Annotated in this window: 17 protein-coding genes; 8 read left to right on the forward strand and 9 right to left on the reverse strand. The window is 62.9% G+C overall.

Features of this window, described 5'->3' with window-relative positions:
• Entirely contained in the window at window positions 1-990 is a 990-nt protein-coding gene (gene denD, locus R3X27_RS00400; RefSeq protein ID WP_317706829.1) for a D-erythronate dehydrogenase, read from the reverse strand.
• A 457-nt stretch (window positions 991-1,447) separates the two neighbouring features.
• Between denD and R3X27_RS00405 the strand changes: the two genes are divergently transcribed.
• Window positions 1,448-2,149: a GntR family transcriptional regulator gene (locus tag R3X27_RS00405; RefSeq protein WP_317706830.1), complete on the forward strand. Its 702-nt coding sequence runs from the start codon at window positions 1,448-1,450 to the stop codon at window positions 2,147-2,149.
• Between the two features lie 100 nt (window positions 2,150-2,249).
• Here the strand turns inward: R3X27_RS00405 and dhaL are convergent, their stop codons facing one another.
• Window positions 2,250-4,001 (reverse strand): dihydroxyacetone kinase subunit DhaL, encoded by a 1,752-nt coding sequence (gene dhaL, locus R3X27_RS00410; protein ID WP_317706831.1) that lies wholly within the window; start codon window positions 3,999-4,001, stop codon window positions 2,250-2,252.
• 235 nt (window positions 4,002-4,236) lie between these two features.
• Here dhaL and R3X27_RS00415 point away from each other — a divergent pair, with 235 nt between their 5' ends.
• The 6 genes from R3X27_RS00415 to R3X27_RS00440 all read left to right on the forward strand — a co-directional run bounded on the left by R3X27_RS00415 (window position 4,237) and on the right by R3X27_RS00440 (window position 9,628).
• On the forward strand, window positions 4,237-5,010 hold the full coding sequence (locus tag R3X27_RS00415) for a DeoR/GlpR family DNA-binding transcription regulator (protein ID WP_317706832.1): 774 nt from the start codon (window positions 4,237-4,239) through the stop codon (window positions 5,008-5,010).
• A complete protein-coding gene (locus R3X27_RS00420) occupies window positions 5,007-5,777 on the forward strand; it encodes a triose-phosphate isomerase (protein ID WP_317706833.1) in 771 nt (256 codons plus the stop codon). Before R3X27_RS00415 ends, R3X27_RS00420 begins: the two co-directional genes overlap by 4 nt.
• A gap of 205 nt (window positions 5,778-5,982) precedes the next feature.
• Window positions 5,983-6,585 carry a LysE family translocator gene (locus R3X27_RS00425; protein ID WP_317706834.1) on the forward strand — a complete coding sequence of 201 codons (603 nt, stop codon included), beginning with the start codon at window positions 5,983-5,985 and terminating at the stop codon, window positions 6,583-6,585.
• Between the two features lie 43 nt (window positions 6,586-6,628).
• Window positions 6,629-7,546, forward strand: a complete 918-nt coding sequence (locus R3X27_RS00430) for a dihydrodipicolinate synthase family protein (protein WP_317706835.1) — start codon at window positions 6,629-6,631, stop codon at window positions 7,544-7,546.
• Window positions 7,547-7,560: 14 nt separating this feature from the next.
• On the forward strand, window positions 7,561-8,712 hold the full coding sequence (locus R3X27_RS00435) for a fumarylacetoacetate hydrolase family protein (protein WP_317706836.1): 1,152 nt from the start codon (window positions 7,561-7,563) through the stop codon (window positions 8,710-8,712).
• Between the two features lie 13 nt (window positions 8,713-8,725).
• Entirely contained in the window at window positions 8,726-9,628 is a 903-nt protein-coding gene (locus tag R3X27_RS00440) for an AEC family transporter (protein WP_317706837.1), read from the forward strand.
• A gap of 40 nt (window positions 9,629-9,668) precedes the next feature.
• Here R3X27_RS00440 and R3X27_RS00445 read toward each other — a convergent pair whose 3' ends face one another.
• From R3X27_RS00445 to dgcN, 4 genes are all read right to left on the reverse strand, one after another.
• On the reverse strand, window positions 9,669-10,607 hold the full coding sequence (locus R3X27_RS00445) for a 2-hydroxyacid dehydrogenase (protein ID WP_317706838.1): 939 nt from the start codon (window positions 10,605-10,607) through the stop codon (window positions 9,669-9,671).
• Between the two features lie 253 nt (window positions 10,608-10,860).
• Window positions 10,861-11,721: a D-amino-acid transaminase gene (locus tag R3X27_RS00450; protein WP_317706839.1), complete on the reverse strand. Its 861-nt coding sequence runs from the start codon at window positions 11,719-11,721 to the stop codon at window positions 10,861-10,863.
• 69 nt (window positions 11,722-11,790) lie between these two features.
• Window positions 11,791-12,756: an N-acetyl-D-Glu racemase DgcA gene (dgcA, locus tag R3X27_RS00455; RefSeq protein ID WP_317706840.1), complete on the reverse strand. Its 966-nt coding sequence runs from the start codon at window positions 12,754-12,756 to the stop codon at window positions 11,791-11,793.
• A gap of 51 nt (window positions 12,757-12,807) precedes the next feature.
• Window positions 12,808-13,812 (reverse strand): N-acetyltransferase DgcN, encoded by a 1,005-nt coding sequence (gene dgcN / locus R3X27_RS00460; RefSeq protein ID WP_317706841.1) that lies wholly within the window; start codon window positions 13,810-13,812, stop codon window positions 12,808-12,810.
• Window positions 13,813-14,098: 286 nt separating this feature from the next.
• Here dgcN and R3X27_RS00465 point away from each other — a divergent pair, with 286 nt between their 5' ends.
• On the forward strand, window positions 14,099-15,766 hold the full coding sequence (locus R3X27_RS00465; RefSeq protein WP_317706842.1) for a sialate O-acetylesterase: 1,668 nt from the start codon (window positions 14,099-14,101) through the stop codon (window positions 15,764-15,766).
• An 18-nt stretch (window positions 15,767-15,784) separates the two neighbouring features.
• Here R3X27_RS00465 and R3X27_RS00470 read toward each other — a convergent pair whose 3' ends face one another.
• The 3 genes from R3X27_RS00470 to R3X27_RS00480 all read right to left on the reverse strand — a co-directional run bounded on the left by R3X27_RS00470 (window position 15,785) and on the right by R3X27_RS00480 (window position 20,153).
• A complete protein-coding gene (locus tag R3X27_RS00470) occupies window positions 15,785-18,751 on the reverse strand; it encodes an error-prone DNA polymerase (RefSeq protein ID WP_317706843.1) in 2,967 nt (988 codons plus the stop codon).
• A gap of 156 nt (window positions 18,752-18,907) precedes the next feature.
• On the reverse strand, window positions 18,908-19,615 hold the full coding sequence (locus R3X27_RS00475) for a hypothetical protein (RefSeq protein WP_317706844.1): 708 nt from the start codon (window positions 19,613-19,615) through the stop codon (window positions 18,908-18,910).
• Between the two features lie 175 nt (window positions 19,616-19,790).
• Window positions 19,791-20,153 (reverse strand): hypothetical protein, encoded by a 363-nt coding sequence (locus tag R3X27_RS00480; protein WP_317706845.1) that lies wholly within the window; start codon window positions 20,151-20,153, stop codon window positions 19,791-19,793.
• Window positions 20,154-20,222: the final 69 nt, after the last annotated feature.

Consider the following 20,222-nt stretch of genomic DNA (forward strand, 5'->3'; position numbering starts at 1 on the left):
TCAGGCTCCGATCTTTCCGTCAAGTTCGTCTTCGATGTGGATGCGGATGATTTCGTCGAACTCTTTTTCCGCAGTGAAACCAAGCTCGGTGGCGCGGGTCGCATCGAAGCGACGGGCCCAGCCGGCAACAATGCCCTGGATCGTCGGATCCGCCTCACGCTTGATGAGAGCGGTCACCTTCGGACCGGCAACCCGCTCCAGGGCGGCGATCTCTTCGCCAACCGTGGCCGAGATGCCCGGCATCATCAGGTTGCGGCGCGGACCGATCAGCGATGTATCCATCGTGGCGGCATGGGTGAAGAAACCGACCGCGGCGCGCGGGGAAGCGAACCAGTGACGGACATCTTCATCCACCGGCAGCACGGCTTCCTGTCCGGAAAGCGGCTCACGCAGGATGTTGGAAAAGAAGCCGGACGCCGCCGCATTGGGCTTGCCCGGGCGGATGCAGATCGTCGGCAGGCGGATGCCAACACCGTCGAAGATACCGCGGCGGGTATAGTCCGCGAGCAGCAATTCGGAGATCGCCTTCTGCGTTCCGTAGCTGGTGAGGGGCGTGGTGAAGAAATCGTCCGGGATACTCTCCGGGAAAGGCGCGCCAAAGACAGCGATGGAAGAGGCGAAAACCATGCGCGGGCAATAGGGTTCCTTCAGGCCCTCGGCCCGGATCGCATCAAAGAGCCAACGTGTGCCGTCGAGATTTACGGCGTAACCGAGGTCGAAATCCGCTTCGGCCTGACCGGAAACGATTGCAGCCAGATGGATGATCAGGTCGGGACGGTCGGCGACAAGCGTCTCCGCCACGCCCGGTTTGGCGAGGTCGACAGTGCCGCATTTGGCGACGTCAGCCAGCGCGGCCGGAGCTTCCGGCAAGAACACGTCGACAAGCGCCATGCTCTCGATCGGTCCACCGAGAACCTCAGGCTCCTTGGCGATACGGTCCACGATCTTCCGTCCGACCATGCCGGCCGCGCCGATGATCAATACTTTCATCTGTCGTCTCCTTTCGGCGCCCTCGGGCGTCATGACCTTTGTGAAGGCGGCGAATCTGGCGAGCGGGATGTGTCGGAGGTCATCGGGCCTTGGATTGACGGTCCCGCAGGAATTGCCTGCCCGGACTCACATCATCCCAGGTCTCGGTGTCATGTATCGGCATTGGCCTGCGCACTCTGCGAACTGCCAGTGCGCGCAGCGGATGCCGAACCCTGGTCCTCCCGACCGGTCCTCCCCGCCAAAGTCTCCTCTCTCTGACGGTTGCCGTCTGTGCATGGAATCGGTCCATGCAGAAGCCGTGTCTCAACCGTCCCCGAGACCATTGCACCATACTTCACGTCACGCAATGGTAAAATTGTATACCAAACACCTTTCAAAAAAATTCATAATCTTTGGCTCAGTCCATTCCCATTTCGGCACAGCATCCTAAAATGCGGGCAAGGAAGAGGAAAAGCCGATGAAGAAGACTGGGCTTGCCGATCTGGACGATGATCTTGGCGTCGAGCGCGTTTCGCTGGCCGAAATTGCCGCAGAACGACTCAGGGAATTGATTCTCGTCGGCCGCCTGCCGCCGGGCCAGACCCTATCCGAGCGCGAATTGTCCGAACGGTTGCGGATCTCCCGCACGCCGCTGCGGGAAGCGATCCGCAAGCTGGCCGCAGAGCGACTCATCGACGTGCTTCCAAATCGCCGTCCACAGGTCGCCGACCCCTCGCCTGATTATATCGACGATCTCTTTGACGTTCAGGCGGTTCTGGAATCATTGGCAGGCAGGTTGTTCGTCGAGCGGGCAAGCGCGGAACAACTCGCAGAAGTGACCGCCATTCAAACCCGGCTTGGACAGATCGCGGATAGTGGCGACCCGTTGGAATTTTTCCGAACGGATATGCAGTTCCACTCCGCCATCGTCAGCGGCGCCGGAAACTCCGCGCTGGCAGACACGCATCGGCAATATAACGCGGCCCTGTTTCGTGCCCGCTTCAACTCCTCGCGTCAGACCCGCTGGCGGGATGTGGTCATGGCCGAACACAAGGAAATCCTCGAAGCCCTCTGCGCTCGGGATGCGGAGCGCTCGGCCGCCGCGCTGACCTGGCACCTCCTGAAGGCAAAGGCCAACCAGGAGATCCTGCGCAGAGAAACTGAACAGCCGGCCCCGTAAAGGACCGGCTCTCGAAACGTCCGGGTCAGCGGCCGCCTCATCATTTCAGATTTTTCTCCCGGGACGCACGGCGCGCACACGTCCCGGAGGATTACTGCGCTCAGAGCGCGTTCCGCAGAGCTTCGGTCATGGCTTCGAGCATGACATGGGCCGAGGCTGCACCGGGATCGATATGGCCGACGGACCGGGCACCGAGCTTCTTCGAACGTCCGCGGCGGCTCTCCATGTCTTTCGTCGCCTGGGCACCATCGCGAGCACCATCCGTTGCCGCCTGCATCACATCAAGCGTATCAGCGCCGGCCTCGGCAGCCTGTTTCGCAGCCTCCGCAGCCGGCATCCAGGCATCGATCATCGTCTTGTCGCCCGGATTTGCACCACCGCGCCCAAGGATGCCCTTCAGCATCCCCTCGACCCAGGCCGCCGCTGCGGTTGCATCGAGATTCAACCGGTCGCTGACCGCCTTGCCGCCAGTGTTGAAGGCACCAGCATAGAGAGGCCCGGAGGACGCACCGACCGCATCAAGGAAAGCCTTGGCCATCTTGGTGCAGGTCTGGCTGATCGTGTCTTCCGCTGGCGCCGCATCCAGCGCCTTGATTACGGCGGTCCAGCCGATATCCATCGTCACACCGTGATCTCCATCGCCGATCACGCCGTCCAACTCGCTGAGCATGTCCCGATCTCGCGCAATCGCGGCGCCTGCCGCATACATCATCGTACGGAAGGCTTCCGGTGTCAGGGAACCATCCGTCGCCAGAGATGCGCTGTCGACGGCATCGGCACGCGCCGCATCGTCGTAGCTCCGCTTCGTCCGAACAGCGCCCTTGACCGGCTTGGGTGCGGAGCCCACCGTCAACGCGGGTGTGCGGCAGGGATGGTCAAGGAGGGTCTTGAGATCCGCGTCGAGCTTCAGAAGCGTGACCGAGGCGCCGGCCATCTCCATTGACGTGCAGTATTCCCCGACCCAGGTGTTATGGATCTTCACACCCTTGTCGCCAAGGATCTGCGCCACCCGGCGGTTGATGAGATAAAGTTCCATCAGCCCGGTCGAGCCGAGACCGTTGACCAGCACAGCAACCTCGCTGCCAGCACCGAGTTCCATCTCGCCGAGAATCAGGCTCATCAACTCGTCTGTGACTTTGTCGGCCGTACCGACCTTGGCGCGGCGCATGCCCGGCTCGCCATGGATGCCCATGCCGATTTCCATCTCGTCCGGACCGATCTCGAAATTCGGCTTCAGGGTCTGCGGCATCGAGCAGGCCGACAGGGCGACACCCATCGACAGCGTCGCGGCATTGGCTTGCTTCGCAGCGGCTTCAACCTCGTCCAACGAGCGGCCGAGATCAGCTGCCGCACCTGCGATTTTGAACACGAAGAAATCGCCGGCGATCCCGCGGCGCTCATGGGCGCGTTCTTTCGGCGCGGAGGCAACATCGTCGATCACCTGGACCGAACGCGCCTCGATGCCCAGATCGGCACATTCCTCGGCGGCCATGTCGAAATTCAGAACGTCGCCGGTGTAGTTGCCATAGAGCAGCATCACGCCGGCTCCGCCATCCGCCGCCATCGCGGCTTCCTTGACCTGCTGCGGCGAAGGCGAGGCGAAGACATTGCCAACCGCTGCGGCATCGGCCAGCCCGCGACCGACATAGCCGGCAAAGGCGGGTTCATGGCCCGAGCCGCCGCCAATCACGATGCCGACCTTGCCGTCGCGCGGCCCGTCCACGGCAACGACGGCACGACCGGTTTCGCCTTCGAGCTTCAGCATGTCGGGATGCGCAGCGAGCATGCCCTCGACCATCTCCGGAATGATGTCTTCCGGGGCGTTCATCAGCTTCTTGGTGGGATGATCCATTGCGTCCAAGGTCTTGCTCCTCCTGCATGTTGCCGCCGCACCCTTGGCCGGCAGTCTGTCACGACGGGCCTGCCCTCTCATCCGCCAGCCCGGACGACCGGGAATCGCGACATGGGCAGGACCCGATTTGGCGGAAACCATAGGCTCCAACCTGAGCAAAATCAACAAATCTACGTTATGAAATGTTGTTTTTGTGATTTCTCATGCTACAATTTCACAAAAGGATGTGACAATCGTGAAAAGAGACGCCCGCCGACAGGAGATCATGGACATGCTTGTGCGCGACGGATCTGTCGTGCTCGAAGCGCTTGCGGAGCGTTTTTCCGTCTCCAAGATGACGATTCACAGGGATCTCGACGATCTTGAGCAGGCCGGAATTCTCCGCAAGATGCGCGGTGGTGCGACGATCGAGCCCGGCACCCAGTTCGAGAGCGACTTCCGGTTCCGGGAGCGTCAAGGCAGCGAGGTGAAACGCCGCATCGCCCGCGCTGCGCTGGAGCTGGTCGAACCGGGCTCCACCGTGATCGTCAATGACGGCTCGATGGCGGCGGTGCTCGGCGCGATGCTGGTCGAGGCGCGCCCGATCACCGTGATCACCAACAATTTCGCTGTCATGGAAGCGCTGCGCAACGAGCGCGGCGTGACCCTGATCGGCCTCGGCGGGACCTACTCGCCCAAATATAATGGCTTCTTCGGACTGGTGACCGAAGAGAGCCTGTTCCGGCTGCGGGCTGATATCGCCTTTATCTCGGCCCCTGCCGTATCGAAGACCACGAGCTATCACATGGACGACACCGTCGTGCGCGCCAAGCAGGCAATGATGAAGGTCTCGGAGCGCAAATGCCTCCTGGTCGGACATCAGCGCTTCGGCCATTCCGCCCTGCACGCCATGGCGGATCTGCGTGACTTCGACGCAATCGTGACCGATGCCCCGCCGAAGGCGCCTTCGCTTGAGGAACTCCGCGACGCCGGCATCACCCTCAATATCGCAAAGGATCAAGAGGAATGACCGAGCTGCCTTCAATCTGGGTCGGAACAAGCTGGAAGATGAACAAGACGCTGGCCGAGGCCTGCCACTTCGCCGAGGCTCTCGCGGCCGCAGATGGCGGGCGGGACAGCCGGATCCAGCGTTTCGTCGTGCCGCCCTTCACGGCTGTCCGGCAGGTCAAGGACATCCTGAGTGAGACCTCGGTTCGTGTCGGCGCGCAAAATATGCATTGGGAAGATGACGGTGCCTGGACGGGCGAAATCTCTCCCCTGATGCTCAAGGACTGCAATCTTGACCTCGTCGAGATCGGCCATTCCGAACGCCGGCACAATTTCGGCGAAACCATCGGAACCACCGGGCTCAAGGTCGCGGCTGCGGTGCGTCATGGGATGATCCCGCTTCTCTGCATTGGTGAAACGCTTGAAGAGCGCGAAGCCGGCCGGGCACAGGAAGTGCTGGAAGCCGAGGTGCGCGGCGCGCTTGCCGGGCTCGAAGGCGACGCATTGAATGCGCCAGTATTGCTGGCCTATGAGCCTGTCTGGGCCATCGGCGCCAACGGCATTCCGGCGAGCTCGGACTATGCAGATGCGCGGCAGGCCGAGATCTCGGCGGTCGCGCAGGACGTGCTTGGGCGCCGCATACCTTGCCTCTATGGCGGTTCGGTCAATCCGGGAAATTGCGAGGAACTGATCAACTGCCCCCATATCGACGGGCTTTTCATCGGTCGCTCTGCCTGGAATGTCGAAGGCTATCTAGACATTCTGGCACGCTGCGCGGCCGCGATCTGACAGCAGCCCGCGCCCCTGAGTGCATAAGCTGTATTGCCTCTGCCTTTTTGTCGCCCCCGGTTGACAAGCCGGGGCAATCGGGTCTGGATCGCGGTGGTATACCGGCCCGAGGGAGAGGGTTCCCGGGCTCGGAGGAGGAACATCCAGATGATGACAGCCCAGACACGGGCAGGCGCTCAGTGATGCGATCACGGGGAGCGCGAACATGCTGACTTTCGCAGCAGCGGTAATCCTGCTGATCCTTACCCCGGGCCCGGGCGTGATGACCACGGCCGGCTTCGGCGCCGCCTACGGGTTCCGCCCCTCCCTGCGCTACGTGCTGGGGCTGTTTCTCGGCTCCAACATGGTCCTGTTTGCCGTGGTTTCCGGCCTCGCGGCGATCCTGCTCTCGATCCCGTGGTTGCGCACCGTGTTGATGCTGGCCTCGGTTGGTTACCTCGTCTTCCTGGCGGCCCGGATCGCGCTTGCCGGCGCAAAGATTGCTTTCATCGAGGCCCGAGAACCGCCCGGTATCCCCGGCGGTATGATGCTGCAGGCGATCAATCCCAAGGCCTATGCCGTCAACACTTCGCTGATGACCGGCTTCGGCTACGCCCCCGATGCTCCGGTCTTCGAGATTGCGAGCAAGGTGCTGATCCTCAATGCGATCTGGATTCCGATCCACCTGATCTGGCTCTGGGCCGGCGCATCGTTACACCGACTCGACCTTTCCGAACGCACGCAACACCGGATCAACATCGCCATGGCACTCTCCATGCTGGGTGTGGTGGCGCTGGCCATGTGGTCCGCCGCGAATGGCACGCCATGATCCGCGCTTCAATTTCCCGACCCGCTCCAACCCTGGAGGCTCCATGACCAAGCGACCCTATTCCGGCATATGGCCGGTCGCCCCCACACCCTTTCATGACGATGGCAGCGTCGACCTGGAGGGTATGAAACGTGTGCTCGACTGCATGATCGACATGGGTGTCGACGGCATCTGTATCCTGGCGAATTTCTCCGAACAGTTCCTCATCTCGGATGCCGAACGGGAAACCCTGACCCGGCTGTCGCTCGAACATGTCGCCGGTCGGGTTCCGGTGATTGTCACCATCAGCCATTTCGCCACGCCGATCGTGGTCGAACGGGCACGCTTTGCGAAGGATCTCGGTGCCGCCATCGTGATGATGATGCCGCCCTATCATGGCGCGTCGCTGAAAGGCACGGCAGAGCAGACCTTCGAACAATTCCGCGCTGTGGGCGAGGTCGGCATCCCGATCATGCTGCAGGACGCTCCGCTCTCAGGCGTCGACGTGCCGGTGCCGCTGCTGGTGCGCATGGCGCACGAGATCGAGATGATGAAGCTCTTCAAGATCGAATGCCCGCAAGCCGCAGCCAAGCTCCGCGCCCTCATTGCCGAGGGCGGCGACGCCATCGAGGGCCCGTTCGACGGCGAGGAGGCGATCACGCTGTTGGCCGATCTCGATGCCGGCGCGACCGGCGGCATGACCTCCGCAATGATCCCCGACCTGATTGGCCCGGTGATCCGCGACTTCCTCTCCGGCAACCGCGCAGCAGCCATCGCGGGCTATTCCCGCGTGCTCCCGGCGATCAATCACGAGAACCGGCAATGCGGCTTCCGCTCTGCCAAGGTGGCGATGGTCGAAGGGGGCGTGATCGGCTCGGCTTTCTGCCGCCACCCGATCCCACCGCTCCATCCGGACACCGCCGCGATGCTGCTCGAATTGCTGCGCCCGCTCGATCCGATCGTGCTCCGTTGGGGCAAGTAAGACAGGAGAAACCCATGCTGCCGCTTTCCAACCCAACCCCCGAGGCCACGCTTGTCGGCCGTGTCTGGCGCCCCGGCATCGGTCCTGCGCTTGTCCGGCTCGACGGCGCATCCGTGATCGACATCACCAGCCGCGACTTGTCGACCATGCAGGCGCTGCTGGACACCGCCAACCCGACCGAAACCGCGCGCTCCGTTGCCGGCGAGGTGATCTGCTCGCTCTCCGACCTGGTCACAGGCTCCACACCAGACGCTGGCGAGGACGCGCTGCACTTGCTGGCCCCGCCGGATCTGCAAGCGATCAAGGCCTGCGGCGTGACATTTGCTGCAAGCATGGTCGAACGGGTCATCGAGGAACAGGCTGCGGGCGATCCGGACAGCGCGGCGGCGATCCGCGAGAAGGTCGGCGCACTGATCGGCGACAGCCTATCGGGGATCGAACCCGGCTCGGAGAAGGCAGCGGAGGTCAAGGCGCTTCTGCAGACCGAAGGGCTCTGGTCGCAATATCTCGAGGTCGGGATCGGGCCGGATGCCGAGGTCTTCACCAAGGGGCAACCAATGTCCTCGCTCGGCTGGGGCGCTCAGGTTGGCCTGCACCCGATGTCGAAATGGAACAATCCAGAGCCGGAGATCGTGCTGGCTGTGAACGGGCGCGGCGAAATCTGCGGCGCGACGCTGGGCAACGACGTGAACCTGCGCGATGTCGAGGGCCGCTCGGCGCTGCTGCTCGGCAAGGCCAAGGACAACAACGCTTCCTGCGCGATCGGCCCGTTCCTGCGGCTCTTCGACGAGACATTCACCCTCGACAATATCCGCAAGGCCGAGCTGACGCTGAAGGTCGAAGGCGCGGACGGGTTCATGCTCGACGGTCATTCCTCGATGTCCCAGATCAGCCGCGACCCGGCCGATCTCGTCGCGCAGACCATCGGTCGACACCACCAGTATCCCGACGGCTTCTTCCTGTTCCTCGGCACGCTTTTTGCCCCGGTGCAGGATCGCGATGCCCCGGGACAGGGCTTCACCCATCACGAAGGCGACCTGGTCACGATCTCCGAACCCGCGCTTGGCGAGCTTCGCAACAGGGTCGGACTCTCGACCGAGTGCCCGGAATGGCGCTTCGGCATCGCCGCCCTGATGCGCAACCTGGCCGGGCGAGGACTGCTCTGACAGGTCCCGACGCATGCTTCATGTCCTGACCCACCAGATCCTCCCGGTCTTCTCGATGCTGGCCCTGGGTTTCCTGCTCGGTCGCGCCAACAAGATAAGCCGGGAGGAGGCGGCCGCGATCAATCGCGTCGGCTTCCTCGTGCTGCAGCCCGCCCTGCTCTTTCCGCTGGTGAGTGGTCTGGATTTTTCGGAATTCCGCGTCGATGCGATGGCGATCTATGTCGGCTGTCAGGTCGTGCTCTTTGCCCTTGCCTTCGCGGTGGCGCATCTCCTGTTGCGACGGGACGTGATCGAAGCCTGGCTGCTGGCGATGGCCGTCGTCTTCGTCAACTCGGTGCTCTACATATTGCCGATCGCGCAGCTGATGCATGACGGGGAGGCAGGCATCCCGATCCGGGCGGTCGTGGCGTGGGATTCAGCGGTCAGCTTTCCCTTCTTCATCATCACAACCGATCTGTTGGTCAATCGCGGCGGGTCGACCGGGAAGACGCTGAAGCGGATCGCCGGAAATCCGGTTCTCATTGCCGTCCTGCTTGGCTTGCTCTGCAACATCGTCGCCCTGACAGTGCCTGCACCGGTGATGACAGCCCTAGATTTCGCCGGTGCCGCGGCCGCGCCGATGACGCTCTTCGCGCTCGGGGTGATTCTCTCCGGCCAAAGCCTCCTGCCGACGCCCACCGTCACAGCCATCTCCGCGTTGAAGCTCATAGGCTTCCCGGCGCTGGCCTGGGTGATGCTGCATCTCGGGGAGAGGCCAGAGGAATGGAACACGCTCCTGCTGCTCTGCGCCGCGGGTCCCTCCGGGGCGATGGCTTTCGCGCTGGCTATGCTGCATGGCGTGCGCACCGACCAGATCGCGCCGGTGATCATCTGGACCTCTGTCCTGTCGCTTCTGTCCCTGGCCTGGCTTGCCTGAGGAAAGGCGTTTGGGGGCGGAAGGCCCGCCCCCAAACGGTTCAGTTCACCGGCGTCAGCAGTGCTTCGCTGGCATGGAAGGCGGACACATTATCCCGCTGGAGCTTTGACATCGCCGCACGAGTCTCGACCGTGCCGGAGCCCTGATGCGGCTGGATCACGGTATTCTCCAATGCGTAGAAACGCTGGTCGATATCGGGCTCGCCGACAAAGACATCGAGCGCAGCGCCATAGATCCGATCTTGTTCCAGCGCATCGAGAAGGGCGCTTTCATCGACGGTGCTGCCACGGGAAATATTGACGACAATGCCGCGCGGGCCGAGCGCTTCGATCACCTCGGCGGAAACGAAATTCGCCGTATCCGGGCCACCGACCAGCGCCACTATCAGGTAATCGACCTCTCTCGCCAGCGAGACCGGATCGGCATGGAAGGTCCAGCCGGGCGTCTCCTTCTCGGAGCGGGCGAAATAATGGATATCCATCTTGAAGGCGGCGAGGCGATCCGCGATCTCGCGCCCGATCCGGCCAAGCCCGACGATCCCGGCCTTGCCGCCGCTGACCTTGCGGTTGAGCCTGTACTCGCCCTTTTTCTTCCATTCGCCAGACCGCGCCCATTTCGAGGCATGTTCCATCTCGCGGCCGCGCATCAGCAGCATGGCGACGGCAAGATCCGCCACGTCGTCATTGAGCACGTCTGGCGTGTTGGTGACCTTGATCCCGCGCGCATCGGCGGCGGCGACGTCAATGGCATCGTAACCGACACCGAAATTGGCGATCAGGCCAAGATTGGGAAGCAGGTCCATCGCAGCGCCGTCAAAGGCGTTGTGCCCCTTGAATGCAACGGCGGTCGTGGCCTCGCGCACTGCCGCATCAAGGTCGGACAAGGCCGCCGGAGCGTCGATGAAGATCGGAGAGAAAGCGTCGCGAAGGGCGGTTTGGTCGGCCTCACTATAGGGACCGATGACAATCGTGGCGGACATGGCGTCTCCTTGGGTGCGAAGTTGTCTGAGCGGGCAGTCGAATGCGCGATCGGCGGGTCGAGACCTGTCGGCCATCCCTCCTCCCGGTCGGATCGGCATGCCCATGGCGCTGCTCACGGTTTCTTGCGGGGGATCTGCCGCGAAGGCAAGAACGGTTTCGATCCACAGCGCGGGCCGATTGACGCGCTGTCCGGAAATGAAAAGAGCGGCCCGGAGGCCGCTCGATCTCTTCCTGCTGCTGCTTGATCCGGGATCAGATTGCGGTTTTCAGGCTCTCGTCGAGATAGATCTCGCGCAGGCGCGGGGCGACATTGCCGGGCGTACCATCGCCCAGGGTCACGCCATCGACGGACACGACCGGCATGACGAACATCGAGGCGGAGGTGATGAAGGCCTCGTCGGCCTCCTTGGCTTCCTCGATGGTGAAATTGCGCTCCTCAACCTCCATCTGCGCCTCACGGGCGAAGCGGAGCACCGCGGCACGGGTGATCCCGTGCAGAATGTCGTTGGACAGTGCGCGCGTAATGATCTTGTTGCCCTTGACGATATAGGCGTTGTTCGAGGTGCCTTCGGTGACAAACCCATCCTCGATCATCCAAGCATCGTCCGCGCCGGCTTTCTTGGCCATCATCTTGCCCATGGAGGGGTAGAGAAGCTGGACCGTCTTGATGTCGCGGCGGCCCCAACGAATGTCCTCGACCGAGATCACCTTGATGCCGACCTTCGCCAGAGGCGCGGTTGCCAGCCCGGGTTTGTTCTGGGTGAAGAGCACCAGTGTCGGCTTCACGTCGGGGCCCGGGAAGGCGAAATCGCGATCCGACGGGGCGCCGCGCGTGATCTGGAGATAGACGAGACCGTCCTCGATCTCGTTCTTCGTCACCAGTTCGCGGTGGATTTCCAGCAGGTCATCCATCGCCTCGGGGGCGGGCATGTCCAGCTCGTTCAGCGATCGCTGCAGACGGATCTTGTGGCCCTCGAAATCGATCAGCTTGCCGCCGAGCACCGAGGTCACTTCATAGACGCCATCGGCAAAGAGAAAGCCCCTGTCGAACACTGAAACCTTGGCTTCTTCCTCGGGCAGATACTCCCCGTTCACGTAAACGATGCGGCTCACTGTCTTCTCCTCATGATCCTTACCCGCGTCTTGAGCGCTTGCGCGCGCCCGGTCAAGCGGCTTCGCTTCTCAGCCCCAGAGTGCGGCAACAGGCGGATGCACACCCGCCGCATCATAGAGCAACGGGACATCCCGATCCTCGGCCAGCAGCAGCGGGCCGTCGAGATCGACCACGGCCGCGCCCTGCGCGAGCAGCACCGCCGGCGCCATGGCCAGCGACGAACCAACCATACAACCGACCATGATGCCGAAGCCTGCCGCCTCAGCCTCCGCGCGCAGTTTCAGCGCTTCGGTCAGCCCACCGGTCTTGTCGAGCTTGATGTTGATCAGGTCGTACTTGCCCTTGAGCTTGCCCAGCGATGCGCGGTCATGCACGGATTCGTCAGCGCAAAGCGGCACCGGGCGCTCGAGCCCAAGAAGCCCGTCATCCTCGCCCGCCGGCAACGGCTGCTCGACCATCGCCACGCCGAGGCGCTGCAGATGCGGCGCGAGATCGGCATAAACCTCTGCCGACCAACCCTCATTGGCATCGACGATGATCCGCGGTTTCGGCGCCCCGGCGCGGACGGCCTCAAGGCGCGGCATATCATCGGGCGTCCCGAGCTTGATCTTCAGGAGCGGGCGATGCGCGTTCTCGGCGGCGGAGGCCTGCATCGCCTCGGGGCTGTCCAGCGACAGCGTGTAGGCGGTCTCGAGCGGCCCCGGCGCGATCAACCCGGCCAGGTCCCAGACGGGCCGACCGGCTTGCTTGGCCTCCAGATCCCAGAGCGCGCAATCGACGGCATTGCGGGCCGCGCCGGGTGCGAGCAGATCCTGCAGGGCAGCGCGGTCGAACCTTTCGGGCAACGCTTCGATCTGGGCTGTCACGCTCTCGAGGCTCTCGCCATAGCGCGCATAGGGAACACATTCGCCCTGCCCGCAGATGCCATCTTTTTCGATCCGGACCGTCAGCACTTTTGCCTCCGTCCGTGATCCCCGCGAGATCGTGAAGGCCTGCGCCAGCTTGAACACGTCTGCCGTTACTTCAACCCGCATCGCCGGCCTCCATCCTTGTCTCTTCCCGCCCTATACCCGGTTGAACCGGGTTCAGTCGAGCGCAGCCAGCGCGTCCACGAGCTTGCCTGCCCCGTGGCGGAAAGGATCGACGGCCGGCAGGCCCATTTCGGCTTCAAGTTCGGCGAGATAGCTGTTGGCCTCCTCTTCCGGGAGATGCTGTGTGTTCACCGAAATGCCGACCGCCTTGACCTCCGGGTTGACCCGGGAGGCCAGCGTCATCGCGAGATCGCGCAGTTCCTGCAGGCTCGGCAGGGTGAAGTCGGGCAGGCCGCGCATATGTTCGCGTGTCGGCTCGTGGCAGAGGATCAGCGCGTCGGGCTGCCCGCCATGGACCAGCGCCATGGTCACACCGGAATAGGAGGCGTGGAAGAGCGACCCCTGCCCTTCGATCAGATCCCAGTGGTCGGGATCATTGTCCGGCGTCAACCATTCGACGGCGCCGGCCATGAAATCGGCGATCACCGCGTCGAGCGGAACACCGTCGCCGGTGATCAGGATGCCGGTCTGACCCGTGGCGCGGAAGGTGGCTTTCATGCCGCGCGCCTGCATCTCCGCATCCATCGCCAGCGCAGTATACATCTTTCCGACCGAACAGTCGGTGCCGACGGCGAGGCAACGCTTGCCCGTCCGCTTCTTGCCATTGGCGATCGGGTAGTCGATCTCCGGCACGCGTACATCATGCATCGCGCGCTCCTCAGCCTTGGCAATCTCGACCAGTTCGGGCTCATCGGAGAGCAGATTGTGCAGGCCCGAAGCGAGGTCAAATCCCTTGAGAAGAGCCTCCGCCAGCACATGGCGCCATTCCGGCGAGATCACGCCGCCGCGATTGGCCACACCGATGACAAGCGTCTTCGCGCCGGCTGCCCAAGCCTCGTCCAAAGTCATGTCGGCCAAGCCCATATCCGCCTTGCAGCCGTCCATGCGGAACTGACCAACGGCAAAATCCGGGCGCCAGTCCTTGATTCCCTGAGCAACTTTTGCGGTGAGTTGATCCGGCGCATCGCCGAGAAAGAGCAGGTAGGGCGTCTTGATCATCGTGCATCTCCTTGTTGTCGCCGACGGTAGCATGGGCGGGTCCGGGAATTTTTGTCAGACTTCCTGACCCAAATTTTCCAAACGGATACTTTTTCTCGAAATATTACAGATTTCTGGGACCCAATTCGAATGCCTTTAATTTACGCAACCTGAAAACAGTGTGGTTCGGGCTGATTCGCAGATGCATCCCATGCTGCATTTCATCCCCTGTCTCTCTGCACCGCCCGGTCTGTTGTCCCTTCGTTAACCGCTTTGGCGACAATCGCCTGTAAAAGGAGGCTCCTTCATGACCACTGCCAGTTCCATTGTGCGACCGCTTGTTTCAGGCATGGTGCGGCCGATCACAGGCTCCCAGACCACGACGCAGGTCATCATCCTTGCCGGGCAAAGCAACATGGTGGGGCGGGCCAGTTTCGACGGGGGCGCCTCCTATCCCGATGGCGTCGCTCAATATGACCGCAACGGCCAGATCGTGGCTGCGTCTGCTCCGCTCGATCATCATGACGCGATTGCCGGCGATATGGGTCTCGACCTGCAATTCGCCATCGACTTCAAGGCTGCCTATCCCAATGTCGACCTGGTCTTTCTTCCGGCGGCCCAAGGCGGCACCGGCTTCTCGGATGGCCAATGGGGCGTCGGTGAGCCGCTCTATGCCGATCTCGTCACCCGCGCCAACGCGCTTTTCGCGGACAATCCAAGCTTCCAGCTTGGCGCCATTCTCTGGCACCAGGGCGAGCGCGACTCGGGTCTGGCCAGCTATCGCGACGAACTCGAGGCGACGATCGTCGGGCTTCGTGAGGAAATCGCGGTCGCCTCGTCCGCGACCCCTTTCATTCTCGGCGAACTTCTCCCCGACTTCTCCGATGCCAGCGCCGAGAACGCAGCGGTGAACACAACCATCCAGGATGTTCCGAACCGGATGATGTATACCGCCACTGTCGACACGACCGAACCGACGCGCCTTGCGAGTATCGGTGACGGGCTTCATTTCGACGCGGCCTCCCTGCGCCTGATCGGTTCTCGCTACTTCGACGCCCTGCCGGTGGCGCGCGCAAATAAACCGACAGTGCCAGGTATCGTCACCGATCTCTCTGCGATGGCGGAAAACCAACAGGTTGCTCTTGCCTGGTCTGCTCCGATGACCGGATTGTCGCCAATCACCGATTATCACATCGAGCGGTCGCTGGACGGCGCCAACTGGAACACGCTGAGCGACGCGGTGTCGGCTGTGCCGAACCATACCGATAGCGGCCTGACCAACGGCACGACCTATTTCTACCGGGTCAGTGCGATCAATGCGGTTGGAACCGGCATCGCCTCAGCCACCGCGAGCGCGATGCCGGATGCCGGCGCGGCTACCATCCTGTCGACGAATTTCGCCTGCACGACAGATGATGGCACCTCGCATTCCTTCAGCGATATCGACATGGGCGACGGCGGTACGGTCTTCATTGCTGCAGCATGCCGGGGCGATACCTCGGCAGACGCCTTGAGCGAGATGACCATCGGCGGCCAGACCGCGACCCTGCTCGAACTGAACAAGGCCTATAGCAACTATATCCGCTTTGGCTATGTCACCAATGCGCCAGCCGGGGCGCAGGATGTGGTTGTCACTCATGGCAGTGTGCAATCTCGACTGGGCATCCATGTATGGGTCCTGGGCAATGTCGCCCCCGCCTCGGCCGTGGCCGCCAGTGGACTTGGGACAGACAATGCCATCGACGTGTTCGCGGATGGGCTTGTGCTCGGCGTCGCAACCTCCATCAATCCGGCGAGCCAGAATGTCGATTGGATCGGCTTGGACGAGCGGACCGAATGGACCAATTACGGTGACAGTTTCGGCTCGGCCTCTGCCGATCGGAGCTTTGCCGAGGATATCGAAGCGCAAGCTGTCTCGATATCGACCGACGGGAATTACAGGATGACGTCCCTGGTCTCCCTGACCAAGGCGTAGCGGCCCTTCCTCCGGGCCTTATGGGGCAATCGTTCGGGCGGGACGATTGCCCTTTTTTCGTGCCGTGGACCCACCCGGCGTCAATCGTCCGCGCAGAAGGGCAAGCGGATGTGTCCGAAGGGTCAGGCGCATCGACACATAATCCTCAACGACGTCCTCCCCCAATGTCATCTCAGGAAGCCTGGGCGCGGGATCCTGCCCCCCTTCACCTTCCAGATCGCCGGCAAAGAGTGGCAGGGGCCGCGCGGCCCGGAGCGCTCGCGCGGCCCAGAGTGCTTCGCGACGGGACACGCCAAGCGGCGCGAAAGCATCGGCCTCGGCGAGCGCGTCTAGCAGGGCAGGCGGCACCCCGGCGCGCCGCCAGACATCCTCGACGCTGCGATACCCATTGCCACGCGCGGCCACCACCCAATGTGCTTCCTCCTCCCGCATCTTGCGGATCTGCCGCAACCCGAGACGAAGCGCCAAACCACCGCGCCCGTCCGGCTCCATCACATTGTCCCAATAGGAAAGATTGATATCGACGGGGCGGATCTCGACGCCATGTTCGCGGGCATCGCGAACGATCTGGGCCGGGGCATAGAACCCCATCGGCTGGGAATTCAGCAACGCGCAGGCAAAGACGCCCGGATGGTGGCGCTTGAGCCAGGCGGAGGCATAGACGAGCAACGCGAAGCTCGCGGCGTGGCTTTCGGGGAAGCCATAGGATCCGAACCCTTCGATCTGGCTGAAGCAACGGGCGGCGAAATCCTCTTCGTAGCCGTTGCGGCGCATGCCAGACATGAAACGATCGCGGAACTCGCTGACATTGCCATGCTTCTTGAAGGTCGCCAGCGAGCGACGCAGTCGATCTGCTTCTTCGGCGGAGAAACCGGCCCCCACAATTGCGATCTGCATCGCCTGTTCCTGGAAGAGCGGAACGCCGAGGGTTTTCGCCAGCACCGCACCGAGTTCGTCCGAGGGAAAGACGACCGCCTCCTCGCCATTGCGACGGCGCAGATAGGGGTGGACCATGTCGCCCTGGATCGGGCCAGGGCGGATGATGGCGACCTCAATGACGAGATCATAGAAGCTGCGCGGCTTCATCCGGGGCAGGAAGTTCATCTGCGCCCGGCTTTCGACCTGAAAGACGCCAAGGCTGTCCGCCTTGCACAGCATGTCATAGACGGTCGGATCCTCGGGCGGCAGCGTGGCCAGCGTGTAGCCGGTGCCGTGATGGTGGCCGATCAGGTCAAAGGCCTTGCGGATGACGGTGAGCATGCCGAGGGCGAGCACATCGACCTTGAGGATGCCGAGCGCGTCGATATCGTCCTTGTCCCAGGGGATGACCGTGCGGTCCTCCATCGTGGCGTTTTCCACCGGGCAGAGCTCGTCGAGTCGTCCCTTGGTGACGATAAACCCACCGACATGTTGCGACAGGTGACGCGGGAAGCCCTGAATCTCCTGAATCAGCGCCATGGTCTGCGCAAGACGGCGGTCACGCGGATCCAGCCCGATCTCACGCATGCGCTCGGCCTCGGTGCCCTTGAGCGAGCCCCATCCCCAGATCTGGCTGGCCAGCGCCGAGACCGTGTCCTCGGAGAGTCCCATGGCCCGGCCGACCTCGCGCACGGCGCGTTTGCCGCGATAATGGATCACGGTGGCGCAGAGCCCGGCACGGTGGCGGCCATAGCGCTCGTAAATATGCTGGATCACCTCCTCGCGGCGCTCGTGCTCGAAATCCACGTCGATATCGGGCGGCTCGCCGCGCGCCTCGGAGACGAATCGCTCAAAGACCATGGTGCCGATTTCGGGCGAGACCGAGGTGACGCCGAGGCAGTAGCAGACCACCGAATTGGCCGCCGAGCCGCGGCCCTGGCAAAGGATGTCGCGGGAGCGGGCAAAGTCGACGATGTCATGGACGGTAAGGAAATAGGGCTCGTACTGCAGGCGGGCGATGAGATCGAGTTCATGGGCGAGTTGTTTGCGAACCTTATCCGGAGCTCCGGCGGGGTAGCGCCAGCGCAGGCCGGCATGGGCGAGGCGGAAGAGGCGCTCGGCCGCACTCTCTCCGGCAGCAACTTCGGAGGGGTATTCATAACGCAGCTCGTCGAGGGAGAAACGGCAGCGGTCGACGACCATGGCCGCGCGGTCAAGCGCGGCGGTATGGGAGCCAAAGATCTCACGCAGCTCCGCCTCGCCGCGCAGGCGCTGTTCGCCATTGGAAAGGGCCGTGCGACCGAGGTCTTCGATGCGGCAGCCGGTGCGAATGGCCGTGAGCACATCGGCAAGCTTGCGACGGCGACCGACATGCATGCGCGGCGCGGCGGAGGCGACGGTGGCGATATCGAGCTCATCGGCGAGCCGCGTCTGCAGCTCGAACCGCTCCGGGTCACGGCCGTCATATTGCGGCGCCAACAGAAGATGCACGGCGCTCCCGAAGCGGCGCGTCAACCGTTTCGCCTGTTGCTGCCAATCGCCCGCGCCGCACTCCGACGTGGTTTTTGGTGGCAAGACGGGCAAGTCCGGCGGGTGCAGCAACAATTCCATCCCGGCGCCCCAATCCAGCAGATCCGGCAACCCGAGGCGGCATTCCCCCTTCTCCGCGCGCAAGCGGCCAAGAGAAGTCAGCCGGCAGAGCCGTCCCCAGCCTGCCCGGTCCCGGGGAAGCGCCGTGCACTGGAACCCCTCCTCGGTGACGATCCGCGCGCCCGGAATCAGGCGGGGCGCGTTATAGATATCCACCTCCGGCACCGAGGGGCAGTCGGGCGGTGCCGGAGGTCCAATCCGGCCGACGCGCGCCTCGGATTCCTTGCGTTCGGTCACAAGTCGGGCAATGTCGCGCGCCTTGACATGCGCGCGCACGATTCCGGCAACCGAATTCTCGTCGGCAATGACCAACCCGGACAAGCCGATCAGCGCCGCGCGCTCCATATATTCCTCCGGATGCGACGCGCCCGACAGAAAGCTGAAATTCGATAGCGCCGAAAGTTCCGCGAAGCCCATTTGCTCCCTCCACTGAACACCGTCTGACAAGAGCCGCCTGAACGGCGCCACACGGACGGCATGCGTAGACAACACCGATTTCGCGAAGGATATTCCTGTTTTGTTCTTTTGTGGAGTCACATCTCTGGAGCCGCCGAGACATGCCCGAACTTGGCCTCACGTGGCCAAGAAAGCCTTCTTTGCAATATCGCAAGCTGCCAGCCATTCCGACCAACGCGACAAGAACGCGTCTTTTCCAGAGGGGCTGACAAGAAGGGCAAGCCGCTCCGACCCATAGGCAAGAAAAGCGAGATGCTCTCCCCTCTCGCCAGCGGCTTCCAGGAAAACAGCCGCAGGCTGCACAGCGCGGGACGCAAGCCGCGCACCAGCAGTTTCCAGCGCCTTGGACAACCCGACCAGCTGATCGCTGACCCCGCGCACCGGACACTCCTGCCCATTGGAGACCAGCAGCCCGGCCTCAAGCCAGGACGATTCATCCGCAAGGAAGTCCGCAAGTCCAACTCGGCTCACACCAGTATTGAATGGCGCGCGCTCCGTCACTTCCTGGCACGAAGTCTCCGGTGCCTGCGCAAGCAAGTATCGAAGCGTGCCGATAGATACACCGGTTTCATCCGGATCGGCCGGACTGACGGCGCACATGGAACGGACCCAGAGCCCCTCGGGCGCGCAGAAGGCGCGCAGAGCGGACAAAAAGGCGTGCAGCGTCTCCGCCCCTGCATAACTCAGAGATACGGCATCGAACTCGCCGACCGCAACCGAGTCCTCTCGAGCGGAGGCGAAATCCGCCCGGTGCAACCGCCGATTGCGCATTTCGACCAACAGCTGTTCGCCGCAACCATTCCTGAACTCCAATCGACGCGCCATCACCACTTCATCGAACTCATCGAGAATGCAAAGGCACGTATCGTCCCCGCTGGAGGTCACTGCCCGCGCCCCATTTCGGAAACACGCGCTGGACGCGCCAAGACGTTCGATCATCCGCTGCAGGTCAGCATGACCATCAACACCCCCCCCACCGGACGGATCGATGCGCGACGGGCTACCCATCGGAATTCACAAGCAGCCGCAAGGCGTTGGAAACCTGCACCGCTCCGGCCGTTTCCCCGGATCGAACACAGATCACATCACAGGAATTCTCACCGTAGCGCCGGAAAACACGCAACTCCGAGCCGTCCAGAAGGATCGCCTCTGAAACTCGGGCGTCCCCGGAATCCGTTCCAAAAACGAGAGCGCCTAACTGCTCCGCGTTCGGACCAAGCCAGTCCGCCGCATCGTCCATGCAGGAATCATGGTCTTCCTGACGCAGATCCGCATCCGCACAGGCGCGCAGCACAATGCCGGTCCCAGTATCGCCGAACAGCACAGAGCGGCAACCGGGAAGGTCCCGGTGCAAACGGCTCATTTTTTCGACAAGAGACATCGATTGCGGCCTTCCAGTCAGAGAGTCGGGTAGATCACCCTTCCGGTATGC

The organism is Tropicimonas sp. TH_r6 (genome assembly GCF_033101155.1).
Classification (GTDB): Bacteria; Pseudomonadota; Alphaproteobacteria; order Rhodobacterales; family Rhodobacteraceae; genus Tropicimonas.